The sequence below is a fragment of the Candidatus Kerfeldbacteria bacterium genome (assembly GCA_016214565.1).
In the GTDB taxonomy this organism is placed as follows: Bacteria; Patescibacteriota; Patescibacteriia; order UBA10025; family JAHIVO01; genus JAXDBW01.
The window spans coordinates 743,961-763,852 of the sequence record JACROE010000002.1; the positions used below are offsets into that span (position 1 = coordinate 743,961).

Below are 19,892 nucleotides of genomic sequence, written 5' to 3' on the forward strand. Positions count from 1 at the left end.
CTCGTCAGCGCACGTGAAAGATACACTGAAAAAAAATAAAAATTCACTTTTGGGCGTCTTTGGGTTTTTGCTTATCGTGGCAATTGTTGGCGCGGCGGGCTGGCTTGCCGTACCGGAAACGAGCGCGCAAGTGAATCTGGATCCAAATCTCGGTACTACGTTTGGTTTGGGAACGGCGGATCTATTGTCCACGGTGATTAACATTGTTCAGTGGGCGCTTGGATTCCTTGGTTTGATTGCGGTCATATTTATCATGTATGGCGGTTTTGTCTGGATGACGGCGGCCGGCAATCAGGAAAAGGTGGAAAAAGCCAAGAAGATTATTACGCGGGCGGTGATTGGTCTGGTGATTGTCCTGTTGGCTTGGGCCATCGTTACCTTTATCGTTGACCGAGCGCTTGATCTGACGGGTGGCAATGGCAGTAGTTGTACGGATGGTGATGTGAATGGATGCTATCTGTGCTCAAGTGGCTCATGGGTGTATCAAAATGCGTGGCCGGGCTGTAATGCGGGCGGGGCTAATTTCTTTGATGTCGTGGATACGTACCCAGCGGACGGGCAGACTGGCGTGTATCTCTGTAGTATCGTTCAGGCGGAATTTAATGGGAATATTGATGCGGCTACGGTTCCGGGCGCGGCGTTTGTCTATGTGAACGGCGGCGGTCAAAATGGCGATGCCTGTACTGCTAACACCGATTGTGCGTCTGGCGTTTGTGCGGCTACTTGCCAGGGGAATTCAGTGCCAGGCAATTGGAACGCCAGCGGCGATACGTTAGAATTTTTGCCTAGCCAAGAGCATTTGCCGAACACCATTTATCAGGTTTATTTATGCGGCAGTGGGGCGGGCAATCCTGACTGCACCAGCCAGATAGAGGAAGACGCAGCGACACCGAGACAATTTATCGGTGAAATCTGGTTCTTCACGACCGGCAATTCGACGCTGAATGAACCGCCTGAGGTGACGGCCATCTATCCGGCTGACGCGGCTGCCAATATTTGTCTGAATACGACTATTGCGGCGAATTTCAGCCAGCCGATTCGCAAGGCATCGCTCAATGCCAATACGGTGCAATTCACCACCGGCGGCGGACCGGTTGGTTTACGCACACCTTTTAGCATCCCTAGCACGTGGGATTCTTTCTCGACCCGGCCGAGCAATGCCATGACCGCTGGCGCGGAATATAATGTCAAACTTATTGCTGGCACACCTGGCAACACGGATCCGAATAACGGCATCATGGACGTCTGCCTGAATCATTTGGATGGTGATTATAATAATAATGAAGACGGCAGCCCGGGTGATGATTTCATGACTATCAATAATGAGCCGAGCGGCGGTGAAGTGGCGCCGTGGAATTTCTTCGCGGATACCGACACCACCAATATCGAGTGCACCCCGGAGATCAGCAGTATCGTTCCGGCCAGTCAGCGGTATGATGCTGATCCCGGCATCACCATCAATGGCAGCAATCTCTCCATCAACGGCGATATCCGATTTGAATTGAACGTGATGCACGACAACCGCTGCATGGATGTGAATGGCACGCCCAATCAAGCTTGTGTCGCGAGTTGGACCGGCGATCAAATCAGTACGCGCATTCCTGCTGGACCAGTTGCCTTTGCCGGTGAATCACCCTCGGCTGGTGCGGCTGACGGTAATGTGCGCGTGGAGATCGGCGCGGGCGATGATGAGAAGAGTAATACTTACGCATTCGACGTTTCCAGTCCGCAGATACGCCGGGCCTTAGGCATCAATAATCAGGCGCATGGCGGCATCAGCCAGGCGGTCAAGCTCGAACGGCGCACGGGGAACGCCAATGACGGTTTTGGAGCACCTGGTACCGTTGAGTTTTTCAATATTTCTACCCAGGCACGAATGCCGGCGGATACGCTGAATTGCAGCACCACCTGGACTAATAATTACGCGTTGATTAAAGTACCCGATTTATCTAGTATCGGCGTGACCGCGTGCGACACTTCAATTTACAGCTGGTATGACTGCCCCACCGCAGTGCCAAATTCGGTGGTTGGCATTCAGTTATTTGGCGCAGGCGGCGCTCAGCCGAGCAACATTATTAAATTTATTTATACGACAGAAACGCCCGGACCAGTGCTCTGTGAAGTGGTGCCTGAGTGTGGCAATGCCGGAGCGGCAATAACCTTAACCGGTGAGGCGTTTGGCGCATCTCAGGGGAGCGGGCGGGTGTGGATTTCATCGCCGCCAGTTTCCGCCCCGGTAACCGGTTGGAACGAGGGTACCATCACCGCCACCGTGCCAAATCTGCGGAATGGCGTGCATGAGGTGAACGTTGAAGATGATAATGGCAAATCATCATACTCCATGGATTTTCAGATTCCGTGCGGCGACATTCCTCAGGTCGTAGAAAATGCCAGTTGCGCCGCAACCTGCAATGGAGGACCGAACGATGGAAATTTGTGCAGCGACGATAGTCAGTGTCCGGGTGGCGCTTGTCAGATCTCCATGGCGTCCCCGAATCCCTATAAAGGTACTGATGACGTGTGCGTGAACGCCATGTTTGGCGCGCGATTTACCGTGCCGATGAATACCGGTACATTCAATGCGAATATCATTTTGGAGAGTTGCGGCAATGATAGTTCCTGCGCTGCACCGGTGGCCGTCACGCATAATATGGGAACTTTTGGTGCCCCGCTGAATGAACGATTTATCATGCAGCGCACCGTCGCAGGGGTGCCGACTGATCTGGATCCAAATACCTACTATCGTGTGACCATTCGCCGTCAAGTTGAGAGTACAACTGGCGCGCGAATGAACGCAGATTATGTGTGGCTGATTAAGACCAAGGCTGACACCGGCCCCTGTCCGGTGGAGAATGTTATGGTCACGCCGGGAAATGCGGTGCTCTATAATATCGGGGATACAGAACCATATCTCGCTACTGCGATTGGTCCGAATTGTGCCTTGCTTGATTCCAGTGATTACACGTGGTCATGGACATCTGATAGCGCCATCATCGCGTCAGTTACGGGCAGCACCACAGAAAATGAGACTGCCACTGGCAATGCGCTGGGCACCACGTATATTCGTGCCTCAACCGAAGGAAAATCAGGTAGGGGAAAACTGAAAGTTGACCCTGCGTCATGTGCGTTTAATCCGACACGGTGTGCTGATCCGGATCAGGACGGGGTGAATGAGTGCGCGGGAAGCCGGTGTGATTTATTGTCGGATCGTTGTGTGCCGGTGATTGCTGATTATAATGAAGACGGCCAGATGATCTCGCCTCAGACCGGCATTGCCGGGTCGTTTGTCACCATCGAGGGATGCTATTTTGGCACGGCGCGGGGGACGGTAAATTTCGGTGGTACGCCGGGTGTATACGAATGTACCAATGCCTGGTCAGACCATTCCATCACTGTTTCTGAGCCGGGCAATCCAGTTGGTACATATCTGATTGACGTACGTCGTCCCGATGGCCGATGTTTAGGTGGCACCAATGATGGTTTGAGTTGCGTGAATAATAGCGTCTGTACCGGCGGGGGTGTTTGTACCACCTATGCCACCACGGACAATAGTCCCTATGGCGCAAATCAGAATAATATTGGCGTCTACTACTTTAGCGTGGGTAACGTCTGCTCCGGCATCTGCGTGGGCGGCGCCAATGCCAACCAAGCTTGTCAGAATAATGCCAACTGTGCCAGTAATAATTGCGCGCCTGGCGTTCCGGCTCCAAGCGGCGTGGCGCCCGGCATTTGTCCGCCACTCAATCCTGATTCAGGACGAGAGGGGGCAAATGTATATATCGAAGGAAAGAATTTCAATCCGCCGACGCTTAATCCAGCCACCACGCGCGTGTATTACCATAGTGGTTTAGCAGATACCCATACGGCTATTACGACCCGTGGCCAAGCCTGGGCGGATACTGAGATTAATCGATCACGCGTTCCGGCGGGCACCGTTACTGGCGGCGTGAGCGTTCAGGTAAATAATTGCCCATCAAATAGTGTTACCTTTAGGGTGAGTTGTGATAGAAATAGCCAATGCTCCACTGGTTGTTGCCAAGCCAACCAATGCGTGGCTTCAGCAAATTGCAGTTCGGGTACACCAGGGCAATTGTGCCAGTTGACTGCGAATAATCCTTTCTGTCAGGTTGGACCGGTGATTCCCGCTGGCGACTACCGTTGTATTGATCCGGCAGGCCACCGCCAGCCCAATGCACCGGCTGGGGCTACCTATCCACCGGCGGCGGTTGATGATTGCCGAACCTGTTGCTATCCTGGCCAAATTTCATCAACTGGCTTAACCTGCTCGGTCAATTTGCCGGCTTCGCAAACAGCCTGCACGGGTGCGAACCGTGGATTGTACTGTGGCTGTACCGGTGACGCGCAATGTGGTGGCAGTACCGCTTGCGGTTCTGACACCTGCTGCCACGGACGGCCAACGGTCGTCAATACTGAACCGCCATCACCGTCGAATTGTCGCAATATTCGTTTCCAAGTTGATTTCAGCGAAAAGATGGATGCGAGCTCGTTTGTGATTGGGGCTGATTATAACGCTCCGCAAGCAGATGAGAGTGTCTTCCTCTATGACGCGACGAATAACACCACGGTAGCTGGGACGATTAAAGCATATCCGCTTGGATTTTATTTGTATCCGAGTGTGGCACTGACTGCGGGGCATACGTATCGAATATTCATTCGGACTGAATTAGTCAAAAGCGATTTGGGCATTGCCATGTCGAGCGTGCCGGGCTGGCATTCTGAGACCTGGGTGATTAATGGTGGGGCGCAAATTTGTAGGATTGCCGGATTGAGAACTATCGTTATGGATGAGAATGGGTTTGGACAATATCCGCCCCAGATTCCAAATTTTTCTTGTGGATTCAGCGGGTGTGATCCGGGGGATATTTTTGCCACTCTAGAAGGTGCCAATTTACTATTATTAGTTGACGCACTTGATCAAAATGGGACCCCCATCAGCGGTGGCGCTGATCCGATCGATTATACGTGGAGTGAGACGGATCCCAGAAATGTATTTACGCCAAATTATGATCCGGGCCCACCCTTCACGCCTGGCTGTCCGGCCAATCAACCGAGTAATTTTTATTGTATTATTACTTCAGATAATCATACTGGGCTAGGGCATCTCAATGTGACTGCGGACGGTTCGGTGACGTCATTTGGTGATCTGGGTACTTATAGCGGCAGTGTACCGATTCGCGCTTCTTTGTGCTCGCGGTCATGGCCAAATCCGCGTGTACCGGATAATGACGTGTTCCCATTTGAGGACACGAGCTATCATTTTGCGCTGTGGTATTGTGCTGAGGATGGTTTAGCCTTACTCCGCCCAACGACGGAAGCTGTGATCAAATCCAATGTTCCTTCTGTTCCTCAGGAAGATGAGTTGGTACGAGAATTCTTCTTCTTGCGTGATGGGAGCACCGATGCTATTGGCGTCCGGGTCATGGAGAATGAGCAGAAATTATCTCCGACGCAGTGGTATCGCGCGCAATTTGGACCAGCCGCTCCTGAGCCGCAGCCATTGACCGTGGATGGGTATCCGGCAGTTCGCGCTGGTCGGACGGTGTATGTCGCTGCTACTAATTTATCAGGCGGTACCGTGTACGCAAATATTTATTTGATGTCCTATAATGACGGCGCTTCGAGTGAGACCATTGAAATATTTAATCGATTACTTGCAAACTGGGAATTTAATACTAATTTAACCGGTGCACAAAAAGGTCAGCTGCAGCGCGATCTTCAGCGTTTGTCTGATTTGAGTGATATCGCGGAGAAGCTCATAAATTACAAAGGCGCCAATCAGAAATTCCCAGAGTTATCCGGTGGGACGTATGTTAAAACTGTCAGTAATTCATTATGGCCATCGTGGCAAGATACGCTGGGCGTGGCCTTGGGCGGAAATTTACCGACTGACCCGGTCAATGATTTTGAGGCTTGTACGCCTAATGATGAGACGACCTGCTGGAATGATGCGACTAAAAAGTACCAATGTAATGTAGGTTCAAAATTATATCAGTATCACACCAATGAAGCCGGTGGCATTGCCAACCTCTTCACCTTCCTCGAATATGATGGTCCAGGAAACTGGCGGACTGGATTGACCAATCCATGCGCGGGTATGACTGAAGCGGCATGTAATTGTTTCAATTATCAATACGCAGTAACCGGAACTAATTTGGATCGGAATGGTCCAATTATCACCGCGGTGAATGGAAATCCTCCGGGAACAACTTTGGTTGTCGCTGGTACCACTAATTTAGTGGTCACCGCCACTGATGCCGACAGTGGCGTGAATAGCGTTGAATTTTATATTGACGGAATTCGCCAGGCGACTGATACCGATGGCACCAATGGATGGAGCTGGAGCATGAATACCGGCGCCTTTCCAGATGGCAATCATAGCTTGGGAATCAAGGCATACGATGTGGCTGGCAATTATTCTGATGCTAATTTTACCCTTGATATCGATAATGCTGGTGGTGGTGACGCGAGCGCTCCGTTTGCCCGCATTATCAGTCCCACTGCAGGACAGACCGTCAGCGGCATGGTCTCCATACAGACTGAGGCAAGCGATAATTATGATATCGTGTCCATGACGATTGAAGTGCGACCGAACACATGTAGCTCGGGACAGATATTCGCAGATACAGTGCCGTTCGGCGGCATCCAAACCAATGCATCTTTCAATTGGTCATGGGATAGTAGTGCCAGCGCTTCAGGCACGTATTGCATTTGGTTGGATGTGATTGACGGGGTTCGACACGGGTATGCCACGGCACTCGTGACTTTGAGCAATCTTGATGCCATCAATCCGACGGTGAATATCACCGCGCCAGTTGCCAGCCCGCCCTCAATTTCGGGAGAGGTAAATATTACCATGACCGCCAGCGATAATATCGGCGTGGCGCGGGTGGATGTGTATATTGACGGCCAATACCGTGGCCCTGCATCGTTAAGTGGGGGGAATTATATCTGGCCCTGGAATACGCGGGCGTATCCGAATGGTGATCATGAGTTGCGGGCGTATGTGTATGATCTTTCCGGAAACACTGGTTCAGCGATACCAATCGTGGTGAATGTGGATAATATTGAGAATGATATTATAGCGCCTACGGTATCCTTTATAGCGCCGACCCCCGCTTCTGGTACGGCCATCGAAGGCGTGATAACGATTCGTGTTGACGCCCAAGATGATAAGCAAGTAGATCGGGTAAATTTCTACGTGGACTATCTCCAGCGATCGATTGATACGGATGGTTCGAATAATTGGGAATGGACATTTGACACCACCGGCATGACTGATGGTTGGCATCGGATACAGGTAGATGCACTAGATGTGGCGGGGAATCGCAGCGAGTACATCGAGGTCAGGCTGGGCATCAATGTCCCTGGCGGACCATTGATCACGAATGCCGGGATAGATCCCGCATCAGGTCCGGCCGGAACTCCATTCTGCATCCAGGCTGATGTGACCAGTCCTACGGGGGTGGCCAGTGTTGTGGCGAGTATTCAGCAGCCTGACGAAATTGAACTTGACCGGGTTACCTTAACGTTAACCGGTGGAGATACATATCAAGGTTCGTGGACGTCGCCGATTGGATCGCCGGATCAGAGTTATTATGTGGATATTATTGCTGAAAGCACTGACGGACGCGTCAGTGAGTATGAGAATATCCACGGCGCTACGGGTTCATGCGGTGGCGGCGGTGGCAGTGCCCCAGTTATCACGAGTGTGTTGAGTCGGTCGCTGCAGGAGGATACCGCGTTTACCTACACTATCACCGCGACGAATACTCCCACGTCATATAATGCGGTTGGTATGCCGGCCTGGATGACTCGATCGGGGAATGTGTTATCAGGAACACCGCCAACTCCGGGTACATTTACGGTAGCCATTTCCGCAACCAATGCTTTTGGCACTGATACGAGAAATTTGACCGTTACTGTTACGGCCGCATCCAGTGCTTGCGATTTCTGTGAGTTTGTCGGACCAAATAATTGTACAACTTATACGACCTCACTCAGTTGTAATACCGCCGGGTGTTATTGGAGAAATTTCCCTGCACCGGCGCGATGTGTTGATTATCCTTGCTCAGCCTACAATGGTGCCCAATCCGCTTGTGAAGCGCGATCAAGCTGTTCCTGCACTGCGACGTAAATAATCATAATTTTTTAAGTTAATATGCTAATAATATTAGAAAGGATTAAACGTATGAAACATTTAAAAATTAATTCGCTCGTTCTTTTGGTGATTGTGCTGAGCCTCTTCATGGTTGGAGCGGCAATGCTTGGTGGGCTTGATCTCGTTCAGGCGCAGTCAACTGATACCTCGCCAAGTTTTGAAGTTGCTACAACATCGCTTCCGGTTCTCACTGGTCAGGGGGTAAGCCTGAATCCGTCTCAAGTCGATCAAAATGAGACCGTACGCATTTCTGTCGAGGCATATGATGTTTCTGGTTTAGCCAGTGCCGTTGCCTACGTGCGGAATTCGACGCCTGGATCGCGACCAGTTGCGGATGTGCCATTATTTGACGACGGACAGCACGGCGATGGAACCGCCGGAGATGGAAAATTTTCGGGTACCTGGAATGTTGGGTCAAATGCTGATGGCATTTATCCGGTTGAAGTACAGATTGCCGATCGGTTGAACAATACAGCCACAATCAGCAATGTGGTGACAATCGCCATTGGGGTTGGTGCATGCGCCAGTGATAGTCAGTGCACGACCGGTAGTCGGTGTTGCGGTGGTGTCTGTGGTACTGATCAGTGCGCCTCAAACAGCCAGTGCAATGATAATAATGCCGGAACCAGCGATACCTGTATTTTAACCAGTTGCCCTTCGTACTGCAGTAGCATTCCGATTACGTCATGTAGCAATAATGACGGATTCTGTCCTGCGTCCTGTACCTCGGCAAATGATAATGATTGTGCTGACACCAGCGCGCCAATCATCGCTATTGGAACCCCGGCAACGGATGGGACAACGCTTTCAACCAGCCCCACACAAATTATTGCTCAGGCATCCGATGGCCAGTCGGGGATTGATCGAGTCGAATTTTATCTCGATAGTGAAACAGCTCCTCGGGACACGCAATATTTCGACCAACCAAGCGGGTCGGGGACGTATATTTGGGTGTTAAATCTCGCGAGCGTTACTAATGGCGCCCATACGATTACGGCAAAGGCAATTAACGGCGTGGCGCTGACTAGCACGGCCACGCGCGCAGTGCAGGTATCTACTGATTCTTCAGCACCATTTAATGTGACCATCACCAGCCCTGCCCAAGGAAGCATCTACGCGAATACCAGCACCATCAATGTCAATATTGCGGCATCAGATAATCAATCAGTGACTGAAGTCAGGGTATACAGCCTTAATGGCGGTGGACCTCTCGGGCAGGCGACCACGTCTGGAACAAGTGTTAATCAGCAGGTATCTATATCAGCTGGCGCCATAGCCGCGGCATATGATCCGTTGTGGTCGATTGCCGCTGCAGAACCGGCCAAGCGACCGCTTCCCTTTATTTCGGTAGCACATGCGGCTACTGGGGGTGGACAAACATGCACCACCAGCACGGTCTATACGTCTAAATGGATTTATGCGGTTGCCTATGACGCAGCTGGCAACAATACCCCCAGCCCTATTGTCGCGCTGTCAATTTCTAGTTCGGTAACCACGTGCACGAATTCAACGACTGACACAGCGCCACCACCAACGATTTAATGCGGTCAACGTATTCATAATACCTAATTTCTATGCCCGGGAACCCAAAATCGGAAAAACCTATTGAAGATATTTTTGCGGAAACTGACGTTTCTCGTCCGGTTAAGCGCGTACCGACCCGTGCGACGGCGGCCCAGCCAAGTCCTCGGTCGACTACTATTGTTCGGCGTCCGGCCGTACCGCTTGAGGTGCAGCCGCGTCCGTGGTATTTGCGTCGCGCTTTTCTTCTGATCGCTCTGCCCTTAGTTATTGTGTCGTTGGTTGCCGTGGTGATTGCCTTGGGACCATTTGGCATCGGGGCTGATACGGTCAATCAACCCGCTCTTAATACCGTGCAAAGCGTAAATAATTCGGGGAGTGTTGTGGCGCAAGAAATTCCGGTCGTGAGTAGTGAACGGATTGACGCCGACGGAGATGGTTTGACGGATGCCGAAGAAGAGGCGGCAGATACTGACCCCGCTCAAACGGATACCGACCACGATGGACTTTTTGATCGAGATGAGGTAAAAGTGTATCTGACAAATCCACGCAACCCGGATACTGACGGTGATGGCAATAATGATGGCACCGAGGTAAAGAATGGATATGATCCTAAGGGCAGCGGATTGCTCCGCGATCTCAATGTTGCAATCCAAGAATTAAATAATAGTTAACGTTTTCTTCACCCATGACTCCTGCACCACAATCGTCATCTTCGAATACTCGTACCCCTGCTCCACAAACTCGCACGGCTCGGATTTATACCATGCCGGAAAAATTTTACGTCGAGGAAGGGAAGCGGAATGCACAACGTAGTCCGTTGAGGATGATTTTAGTTTTTGTTTTAGTGTTGATTGTGTTAGGTGGCGGTGGTTTTTTGGTGTATCAACAGATGCAAAAACCTGACGGAACCGAACAAACCAATAATTCTTTAATTGGGGTGATTAATACCAATACCGCGGTTAATAACACCAATACTTCAACTAATGCTACCTTAAATAGCAACACGATCCTGAATACGAATCGGCTAACCAATGGGTTTGTCAACGTTAATTCCGTACAAACGAACAGCGTATTTACTAATACGAATAGCGCAGTAAATACAAATACATCGACCGTCCTTGATAGCGAGGATTCAGATAGCGATTCACTCACCAATGTGGAAGAGGCTCTGTATGGTACTAGTTTATCGGTGGCTGATACGGACGGGGATAGTTTCGCTGATGGCCAGGAAGTATTGAATGGGTATGATCCAAATGCTGCTACTGCGCGTCTCAGCAGTAATAGTGGCGTACAGGTGCATTCAAATTCGACTGACGGTTACTCGCTCTGGTATCCGCGGAGCTGGGCGGTGGCCAATGATCCGCAAAATACCCGTGGAAAATTATTTTCAACCAGCGGTGAATTTATTTCCGTGAGTGTTCAGGATAACCCTGCGCAATTATCAGCGCGCGATTGGTATCTGACAAAAGCGCCTGGTGTGAATCCGTCCTCAATCAGTTCTGTTACCAATTGGGATCGGACACTCACTGGCGTCAAATCAGTGGATGGTATGACGGTATACTTCACGCGAGGAACGTTTGCCTATGTGGTGAGCTATAATACGAATATATTGAGCCAAGCAAATTTCCGCACTACTTTTGCCATGATGTATCAAAGTCTGACCATTCTCAGCACGCCCACCAATACCAACAAGGCAACCACTAATAGCAATACGAACGCGAACAGCAATACCAATAGCCAGTCTAACAGTAATCAGCTCTAATGCAGGTTACTATCACGCGGGCGCCAGGGATAGTGGTGCAGACATCGTTTATTCATAAATTAAGCCAGGTCATTGGCCGAGTCCTACCGCGCTATCGTGGTTCTGCGTTTTCGATTGCGTTTGTTTCGAATTCCGTCATCCGACGTCTCAATAAAACCTATCGACGGAAGGATGCTCCGACCGACGTCTTGTCTTTTGCGGAGCGAGAAAGTGCATCTGGCTGGCTGGATCAAAACTATCTCGGTGACATCGTGATTGCGTATCCTTATGCGCGTCGGCAGGCCCGTCTGCAGGGGATAAGCATTCGTCAGGAGTTAGTGTGGCTAGTCACTCACGGATTTCTACACCTGATTGGACATGATCATATGCGCCCTCAGGAACAACGGCGCATGCTCGCGCTGGAGAAAAAAATTATCAATCGTTTTACTCGGTAGTACCTATGGCCGTTCTCGACATCTATAAGTTAGCAAAAAGTTTTCGATTCGCCTTTCGAGGTTTCTGGTATGTGGTGCGCAATGAACAAAACATACGCCTACACTTATTGGCGAGCCTCTTTGTCATTATTTTGATTATTTATTTCAACGTTGCACTGTGGCAGGCGATCATTTTGATCTTAGTCATGATGTTTGTCTTGGTTTTAGAATTGATTAATACTGTGTTTGAAAAAATGGTTGATATCCTCCGCCCGCGGATACATTATTATGCTGAAGTAATTAAGGACGTCATGGCTGCCGCGGTATTGATCACTTCAATCGGCGCAGTTATTGTGGGAATATTGATTTTTGCCCCGTATTTTATTGCGCGTTGGTAAGGTTTTTTACTTTTTATAACCAAACACATTTTTTGTTCAAGCTGGGGATTTTGCATATTAACGACTTTTTCGGTATACTATAGACTATATCAACCATCCACACTATGGCACGAGAAGACATCATTACTGGATTAGACATTGGTTCAACCGCGATTCGCATTGTGGTCGGACAGCGCAATCCACACGATAATCAGATACATATTTTAGGCGCGGCCGAACAGCCTGCCGAAGGGGTAAATAAGGGATCAATCACCAGCATTGAGGATGCGGTGTCATCCATCTCGAGCGCCTTTGAGCAGGTTGAACGCATGACCGGCGTACCCGTCGAGCATGTCTTTGTCGGCATCAATGGCAGTCACATTACTTCGCAGGACAGCCATGGCGTGATTGCGGTATCTAAATCAGATGGGGAGATCAAAGAAGAAGATGTCGAACGGGTGATTGAAGCAGCTCAGGCAGTGGCCACTCCGCCAAATTATGAAATTTTGCATGTCATACCGCGTAGCTTTGCAGTGGACAATCAGGCGGGGATTAAGGATCCCATTGGCATGACGGGCATTCGTTTAGAAGTTGACGCACAGATTATTCAGGGATTGTCTGCTCAGATAAAAAATATCACCAAATGCATTTACCGTACCGGTGTCGATATCGATGATCTTGTACTGGGCGTTTTGGCTAGTGCTGAGGCAGTCCTGACGCGTAAACAGAAAGATCTGGGTGTCGCTCTCTTGAACATCGGCGGTACGACAACCAGCTTATTGGTATTTGAAGAGGGTGAGGTGCTGCACAGCGCAATTTTACCAGTCGGCTCGAGCCACATCACCAATGACATTGCCATCGGACTTCGCACTTCGATTGAATTAGCGGAGAAGATAAAAGTTGAGTATGGATCTGCATTACCAGACGAATTGAATAAACGTGATGAAATCAATTTGCACGAACTTGATTCGCGGGAAGAGGGAGCCGTTTCACAGAAGCATATCGCTGAAATTATTGAAGCGCGATGTGAAGAAATTTTTTCGTTAGCTGATAAAGAATTGCAGAAAATTGATCGTTCGGGGTTGCTTCCTGCGGGAGTTGTTTTGACTGGCGGTGGCGCTAAACTGAACGGACTCATCGAAGTTGCTAAGCGAGAATTCAAATTGCCGGCAGCGCTCGGCTATCCGCTGAATATAGCTTCGACAGCCGTTGATAAAGTTAACGATGTTAATTACTCAACGGCGATTGGTTTGTTGTTCTGGGGAGCCGGACTATCGGATGATTCAGGAAGCGGTAAAAAATTATCAATGCCAAAATTTTCTTCTGTAGCAGACGCGACCGGGAAAATGAAAAAATGGTTTAAAACACTTATCCCGTAGTCGCTCTATTTATTCTTAATTCGTATGCCCAAGAATAGTAGATCACACACTCATATGGAAATTAAACCTGACATCGAAACGTTCGCAAAAATAAAAGTTGTCGGCGTCGGTGGTTCAGGCGGTTCGGCTATTGATCGTATGATCAATGCCAAGATTCAAGGTGTTGAGTTTATCGCTATAAATACAGACGCCCAAGCTCTGCATCATTCAAAGGCGCAAGCTAAGATACATATTGGCAAGACGGTCACTCGTGGATTAGGAGCTGGTATGGATCCCGAAATAGGCCGAAAAGCAGCGGAGGAAAATCAGGATGAAATCCATGACGTCCTCAAAGGAGCCGATATGGTGTTTATTACCTGTGGTTTAGGCGGTGGCACTGGTACTGGCGCGGCACCCTTGATTGCCGATATTGCTCGCGATCTCGGCGCACTCACCGTATCAGTGGTAACGAAACCATTCGCTTTTGAAGGAGCGCAGCGACGGCAAATCGCCGACACTGGCCTGCAGGAATTGACCGATAAAGTTGATACGATTATTACGATTCCCAACGATCGCATTTTGCAGATTATTGATAAAAAAACGTCCCTCTTGGAAGCATTCAGCACCGTGGATGAAATATTGCGCCAGGGCGTCCAGGGTATTTCTGATTTGATTACTGTTCCCGGATTGATCAACGTTGACTTTGCTGACGTACGCTCAGTCATGGAGAATGCCGGTTCTGCTTTGATGGGTATCGGACAGGGGACGGGCGAAAATCGCGCGGTTGATGCTGCCAAGGCGGCCATTGATAGTCCGTTACTTGAACTCTCGATTGAAGGCGCCAAGGGAATTCTCTTCACCGTGACCGGCGGTCCTGACCTCGGGATGTACGAGGTGAATGAAGCAGCTCGGATTATTACTGCTTCAGCTGATGCCAATGCGCGCGTCATTTTTGGTTCAGTTATTGATGAGTCAATGAAAGATCAGATCAAGATAACGGTCATCGCGACTGGTTTCGGCGGCAAACAGCGGACCATCAAAAAAATCGAGCCAATCGGGTATGGCGATCGTGATGAAGCGCCGGTTCGCCCTGCTTTCTCTTCTTCACCCATGAAACCGCGTACGGTGGACAAGCCAATGCGCCCGATGCCTCCGGTGACCCCACCGGCCCGTCCGATGCCAACGCCGCCTCCAGTATCTTCAAATACGCCGTCCAGCACCAGCGGAGATGAGGATTTAGAAATTCCGGCTTTTATCCGGAAGAAGATGATGTAAACAGGCAGGAAGCCCCTTTTGGAAAAGTGGTTTCCTATGTCTTCCGCAAAGGATTGCATCGCTCGCCCGACGTACACTCGAGGCCATGCGGTATTATCATGTCGAGGAACTATTGTAAAAAAAGACTGCCTCAAGGTAACTTGAAGCAGTCGGCTTTGTGTACTATGTATTATTTCGCACTGAGTGCGAGGCCCCGAACAACGCTGGTGAAAACGTGTTCGTTTCGTATGATATCCCGTCCGAATATCTGTGTGATTTCCTGACGGAGTAACGGGACGTAGGAAGTCCCTCCCGTCATAAAGACGGTGTGGATATCAGTGGGCTTAAGCCCAGCATCAGACAGCACGGTTTTCGCGCAATTGACGACCTGATGAGCCTCGTCCCGTATGTCATCAGAAAATGCTGAACGCAATATCGTCTCCTTAATCTTGATTCTTGAATGAAAGAATTTGATTTGGGCTTTTTCTGCTTCTGAGAGATGGCACTTTGCCCGCTCAATAGCACGAAAAAGGGAATAGCCCAGATTTTCTTCAATCAGAGCCTGAAGACGAAGGGATGACTCGGGGTCATCTGAACAAGTCGCCAGCCGGCGAATAAATTCCATATCCTCAGGGTTTTTGAGGAACGTAATTCGGTGCCATTCGCAGAGCTGTTTCACAATATGCGATGGAAGATCTAACCATTTTTCCCATGATTGCCATTTCAGGTTTGCCCCGAAATATTTGATGAGATGGTTACGCATGATGATGGAATCGAAACGGTCACCACCGATGTAGACCCCGCCGGTTGATAGAATGTCGGACTTTCTGTCCTCACCCTTATTCCGGTGCGGCCCAAGCTGCATAATAGTGAAGTCGGAGGTGCCACCGCCGAGATCAGCGACCATAACAATTTCCGCTTTGGAAAGTGTATGTTCGTAACTTAGAGCGGCAGCAATCGGCTCGAGCTGAGTCTGAATGTCGGTAAAACCAGCACGTCTGGCCGCCTCAATTAATCGGCGTTCGGCTACCATTTCCTCGTGGGGATTGGTTGAGAAACGAGCAGGGCGCCCGATGATTACCGATTTCACGTTTTGGCCGACAGCGGCATCCGCAGCTTTTTTCAAGGTGATCATAATTCGAGATACGAGATCTTCGATTTCGTAATAATTTCCCTTTATGATCGTCCCTTCAAAAGCTTCGTCAGGCAAAATTGCTTTGATTGATTGGAGCAATCTGCCCTGCATTCCACTCGATATGTAAGTCTGTACCCCCTCATCACCGATTATGGGGAATATTTTCTCCTCGGGGAAAAAAAGGACCGACTTCATAGTTTCAGCGCCACCCAACCCTACTGGTACTATCTCAACTTCACCATTATTGAGATAAGCGATTGCCGAATTGGTTGTGCCAAAATCAAGGCCATACGTTATGTGATCCATGATCACATCTCCTTCTATTTATAGGTCTATGTTAATGTTCAAATTTAATGGGAATCGTTTGTCAATTTTGTCTTTTGGTTAAGTATGTATAGTAATTAAATCAATCTTTGTCAAGGCATGAGCCCTGCTATCTTGCCCCGCTATTATGATATTTAAAAAATAAAAAATTGAGCAGGCTTCTGTATGTTATTAAGTTAGCTTATTTAGGTAGTGGGACTTGACAAATATGCCTGACTGTATAATAATCACAAGATACATGTTTTTGCATGTATAACATCATGTAGGTTTTGCTAATATTTATTCAATATTAGTGAAAAAAGTTCATTACGAATTATGTAGGCTACTCCCGATGGAGTAAGGAAAAGCATGGAGGTTTTTGTGGATTATGTAGTAATCATGTGCACACCGTATAGTGTGCGTGCTGGTCTGGTTGAGAAGATAGTGGATGATTTAAGTACCGTGACGGCGGGTCGAGAAATCATGCGAAAGACCGTCAGGCTGAGTCGAGATGATATTGCCTTCATCTACCCACGAATGGTTAATACCATATATTTTGACTTGATCAGCGAGTGCTTCACTGCTGGCGATTCAGAGTGTATTGTTCTGTCCGGCGACGGTATTCATGATCGAGTGAATACAGTCAAAGGAAAAATTCGATTTGTGGATGGGATGATTTCTGCCAATGGGCTACGCGGGCAGTATCTAGCGGGAGAACAGCGATACGAATTCTTTTTTCATTCGACTGATTCTAATAATGAGTCGGATGAATTAGGTGCTAGATTTTTTGGCAAAGAGTTCGCTTTCGCTGACAGACCGAATGAATAAGATGGCCAACGATATTTCAACGTTGGCCTTCGTTTTACCTATGATACCGCAGTATCTATACAATTTATTAAAACCAATCGTTGGTCGTCAGGCATCAAAACGCAATGCATTATTTCAGTTTCTTCGCAACGCATTTGGGAAAATATTTATCCCGGCGTCAAATCAGGTCAACGGTTTTTTGATGAACCTGCAAAAGTCCGGTCATTCATTTGAATTGGCATTTGAAGGTATGTATGAGCCTCAGGAAACCAATTTTTTGAATACCCTAGATCTTGAGGGTAAGATAGTATTTGATGTTGGCGCATGTATGGGATATTATTCTCTGTTGTTATCAAAAAAAGTTGGACACGCCGGAATGGTATACTCATTTGAACCCGAGCAAGAAAATTTTCAGCTTTTAGAAAAAAACATCAGAGACAATAACTTGTCAAATGTAACCGCTTATCGAGCAGCCGTCGGTAACACGGAGCAGCCGGTTTTTGTTAAACGAGGCAAAACGCCGGGTCAGCATACTGTATATTCAATTTCTCAAAACTTTAAAAGCAATGAGGAAGTGCCCATGGTGCGATTGGACGATTTTATTAAGAGAGAAAAGATTGATCCGCAAAAAATCGGTTATGTGAAAATAGATGTTGAGGGACTTGAATTGGATGTGCTTCTGGGCATGAAGGAGACAGTAACGAAGGGGGCTCGTGTAATAGTACAATGTGAGTATGCCCCACAACATCTGAGGGAGCATAATTGTAATTTTCAGTCGCTGGTTGATTTTATTAAGCAATACAAATTGAATGTGTACTATTGGGATTTCAGCGTTGACTCATTATTATATATTAATGATCCAAGCTGGTTATTGATCGATGAAGTGGTTACTGAATTTACAAATGGAGCACATTATTGTCGGAACTTAATATTGACGAGCACTCCACTTTCTTCAGAAATGGCAGCGAAAGAATTGCTATGTGAAGTATCTGACGCACAGGTAGCACCGTCGAACAGAATACTCATCGAAGATAAGACTGACTTAGGGTTGAAACTCCCGAGTAGTGGTAAATATTTTGTAGAATTGATGCGGGATTTGCCAATTGCCGGGAAAATCGTTTTAGATATTGGTACAGGGTATTTTGGGTATTTAGCGAACCATGCCAAGTTATTTGGAGCGGCGCGTGTTGTGGCCGTTGACGTCAATGAAGAAGCCATTGTAGTTGTTAAAAAATATTATCAATCGCCCGGCGTTGAATATCGACATGGCGATGTTTATTCTGCTCTATATCCTGATGAAAAATTTGATGTTTTATTCAGTAACCCGCCTCAATTGCCCAGAGGAGCGTGTACCAAAGTCCACGACGTCGCAGGTCCTGATGGCATGGCGGTTATTGATAAGATATTGAGCGGATTTTCTCAGCACGCACAGCGTAATGGTACGCTGTATTTGTTGGTGTTTGACTTTATTTTTTCTGCAGTGGCCGCCGCTTGCCATGACCGAGGGTTGAATTATAAGGTGCAGGCATACTATAATAAAAAAATCCGTACGGGCGGGGAGACGGAGAAAGCGATGTCTCTGATTAAACAGTTATATGACGGGTATTCTTTTAAAAAAGAGCATGGTTCATATGTCCATAAAGTATTATTTTTAGCCATCACAAACACATGAACATCATCGTAAAAGTCGCTGGGGTTGTTTTCGATTCAGAAAATAAAATTCTCTTGATCAAAGAGAAGTATCGAGAAGCCGACGGGTATAAATGGAATCTGATCAAGGGAACTTTCGATCACGCGGATGAGACGCTTGATGATTGTCTGCGTCGAGAAATCAAAGAGGAAGTGGGCCTGGTTGCTGGTCAAATCTCCTTGAGAAAGATTTTTCAGTATGGTACCCCTGACCAGATTAAGTTATTGTTTGTTTTTTATGTACATAATTGTACGGGCGAGGTGAGTATTCCTGATTCACGGAGCGCAGTCGCAGGGGAGGATATCCAAGAGAGCGCTTGGTTTACTCAGAAAGATATCATGGCCATGGCACCTGATTCGTTTATTGCTTCATATGTAAGTAAATCATTATCTGCTCGTGAGGATGGCCAGGTTGATATCGAACGGCTGTAGCCGGGTGAGGGGTAGTTTTTCTCTCGGGAATGTATAGTACTCTGATTTCAGAGGCTGACCTTGCCAAAAGGGTTGATTTTATTATATACTTTCGATATTGAAGTAATATTTTAGTAATGTTTTCCGATTGAATTATGCGATGTCCTGCGTGCCATTTTGATGATACCCGCGTCAATGATTCCCGCTTGGTCAATGAAGGGATGGCGATTCGTCGTCGTCGCGAATGCGCGAAATGCGGCTTTCGTTTTTCAACCTATGAGGAAGTTGAGATATTGAATCTGACGGTGATTAAACGCGACGGACGCCATGAGCCATATTCTAAAGAGAAGCTTGAGCGCGGATTGCATAAAGCATTTGAGAAGCGCCCGATCACCCATGATGATTTTAAGCGTTTGGTTAATAAGATAGAACGCGATATCCAACTGGCTGGTAAAGAGGAGATCAAAAGCAGCGAGATCGGTGAAATCATTATGCGAAATCTGAAGCGGAAGGATCAGGTGGCGTATATCCGTTTTGCCTCGGTCTATCGGTCTTTTAAGGACGTACAGTCTTTTCAGCAGGAATTGAAAAAGCTGCTGAGTAATAAAATTGTTCCTGAACGAAAAAAGAAACAGCGCACTCATTCGTCTACCGGAGGGCATTAATCATTCAGTGAATTA

At 48.1% G+C, this 19,892-nt stretch carries 13 protein-coding genes; 12 read left to right on the plus strand and 1 reads right to left on the minus strand.

Annotated features, from left to right (window positions below; genetic code table 11):
- Positions 1-13: 13 nt before the first annotated feature.
- From HZC01_03595 to ftsZ, 8 genes are all read left to right on the plus strand, one after another.
- Complete coding sequence (locus tag HZC01_03595; GenBank protein ID MBI5037756.1) at positions 14-8,155, plus strand: Ig-like domain-containing protein; 8,142 nt, start codon at positions 14-16, stop codon at positions 8,153-8,155.
- Positions 8,156-8,209: 54 nt separating this feature from the next.
- Entirely contained in the window at positions 8,210-9,721 is a 1,512-nt protein-coding gene (locus HZC01_03600; protein ID MBI5037757.1) for an Ig-like domain-containing protein, read from the plus strand.
- A gap of 32 nt (positions 9,722-9,753) precedes the next feature.
- Positions 9,754-10,374, plus strand: a complete 621-nt coding sequence (locus HZC01_03605) for a hypothetical protein (protein ID MBI5037758.1) — start codon at positions 9,754-9,756, stop codon at positions 10,372-10,374.
- A gap of 14 nt (positions 10,375-10,388) precedes the next feature.
- On the plus strand, positions 10,389-11,465 hold the full coding sequence (locus HZC01_03610; protein MBI5037759.1) for a hypothetical protein: 1,077 nt from the start codon (positions 10,389-10,391) through the stop codon (positions 11,463-11,465).
- Positions 11,465-11,899, plus strand: a complete 435-nt coding sequence (gene ybeY / locus HZC01_03615) for an rRNA maturation RNase YbeY (GenBank protein MBI5037760.1) — start codon at positions 11,465-11,467, stop codon at positions 11,897-11,899. Before HZC01_03610 ends, ybeY begins: the two co-directional genes overlap by 1 nt.
- A gap of 5 nt (positions 11,900-11,904) precedes the next feature.
- On the plus strand, positions 11,905-12,276 hold the full coding sequence (locus HZC01_03620) for a diacylglycerol kinase family protein (protein MBI5037761.1): 372 nt from the start codon (positions 11,905-11,907) through the stop codon (positions 12,274-12,276).
- 104 nt (positions 12,277-12,380) lie between these two features.
- A complete protein-coding gene (gene ftsA, locus HZC01_03625) occupies positions 12,381-13,634 on the plus strand; it encodes a cell division protein FtsA (protein MBI5037762.1) in 1,254 nt (417 codons plus the stop codon).
- A gap of 54 nt (positions 13,635-13,688) precedes the next feature.
- Positions 13,689-14,888, plus strand: a complete 1,200-nt coding sequence (gene ftsZ / locus HZC01_03630; GenBank protein ID MBI5037763.1) for a cell division protein FtsZ — start codon at positions 13,689-13,691, stop codon at positions 14,886-14,888.
- Positions 14,889-15,057: 169 nt separating this feature from the next.
- Here ftsZ and HZC01_03635 read toward each other — a convergent pair whose 3' ends face one another.
- The gene (locus HZC01_03635; GenBank protein MBI5037764.1) at positions 15,058-16,308 is read right to left on the minus strand and encodes an Hsp70 family protein; all 1,251 of its coding nucleotides are present in this window, start codon (positions 16,306-16,308) and stop codon (positions 15,058-15,060) included.
- 366 nt (positions 16,309-16,674) lie between these two features.
- Between HZC01_03635 and HZC01_03640 the strand changes: the two genes are divergently transcribed.
- The 4 genes from HZC01_03640 (at position 16,675) to nrdR (ending at position 19,877) form a co-directional block, all read left to right on the plus strand.
- On the plus strand, positions 16,675-17,133 hold the full coding sequence (locus HZC01_03640; protein MBI5037765.1) for a hypothetical protein: 459 nt from the start codon (positions 16,675-16,677) through the stop codon (positions 17,131-17,133).
- Positions 17,134-17,173: 40 nt separating this feature from the next.
- Positions 17,174-18,784 (plus strand): FkbM family methyltransferase, encoded by a 1,611-nt coding sequence (locus tag HZC01_03645; GenBank protein ID MBI5037766.1) that lies wholly within the window; start codon positions 17,174-17,176, stop codon positions 18,782-18,784.
- Positions 18,781-19,233 (plus strand): NUDIX hydrolase, encoded by a 453-nt coding sequence (locus HZC01_03650; protein MBI5037767.1) that lies wholly within the window; start codon positions 18,781-18,783, stop codon positions 19,231-19,233. Before HZC01_03645 ends, HZC01_03650 begins: the two co-directional genes overlap by 4 nt.
- 134 nt (positions 19,234-19,367) lie before the next feature.
- On the plus strand, positions 19,368-19,877 hold the full coding sequence (gene nrdR, locus HZC01_03655) for a transcriptional repressor NrdR (protein ID MBI5037768.1): 510 nt from the start codon (positions 19,368-19,370) through the stop codon (positions 19,875-19,877).
- Positions 19,878-19,892 lie beyond the last annotated feature (15 nt).

Bases quoted from the DNA above. Each gene is read 5' to 3' on its own strand.
- HZC01_03640 (MBI5037765.1), top strand. From the start codon at position 16,675: ATGGAGGTTTTTGTGGATTATGTAGTAATCATGTGCACACCGTATAGT.
- HZC01_03610 (MBI5037759.1), top strand. From the start codon at position 10,389: ATGACTCCTGCACCACAATCGTCATCTTCGAATACTCGTACCCCTGCT.
- HZC01_03620 (MBI5037761.1), top strand. From the start codon at position 11,905: ATGGCCGTTCTCGACATCTATAAGTTAGCAAAAAGTTTTCGATTCGCC.
- HZC01_03605 (MBI5037758.1), top strand. From the start codon at position 9,754: ATGCCCGGGAACCCAAAATCGGAAAAACCTATTGAAGATATTTTTGCG.
- nrdR (MBI5037768.1), top strand. From the start codon at position 19,368: ATGCGATGTCCTGCGTGCCATTTTGATGATACCCGCGTCAATGATTCC.
- ftsA (MBI5037762.1), top strand. From the start codon at position 12,381: ATGGCACGAGAAGACATCATTACTGGATTAGACATTGGTTCAACCGCG.
- HZC01_03600 (MBI5037757.1), top strand. From the start codon at position 8,210: ATGAAACATTTAAAAATTAATTCGCTCGTTCTTTTGGTGATTGTGCTG.
- HZC01_03650 (MBI5037767.1), top strand. From the start codon at position 18,781: ATGAACATCATCGTAAAAGTCGCTGGGGTTGTTTTCGATTCAGAAAAT.
- ftsZ (MBI5037763.1), top strand. From the start codon at position 13,689: ATGGAAATTAAACCTGACATCGAAACGTTCGCAAAAATAAAAGTTGTC.
- HZC01_03635 (MBI5037764.1), bottom strand. From the start codon at position 16,308: ATGGATCACATAACGTATGGCCTTGATTTTGGCACAACCAATTCGGCA.
- HZC01_03645 (MBI5037766.1), top strand. From the start codon at position 17,174: ATGATACCGCAGTATCTATACAATTTATTAAAACCAATCGTTGGTCGT.
- ybeY (MBI5037760.1), top strand. From the start codon at position 11,465: ATGCAGGTTACTATCACGCGGGCGCCAGGGATAGTGGTGCAGACATCG.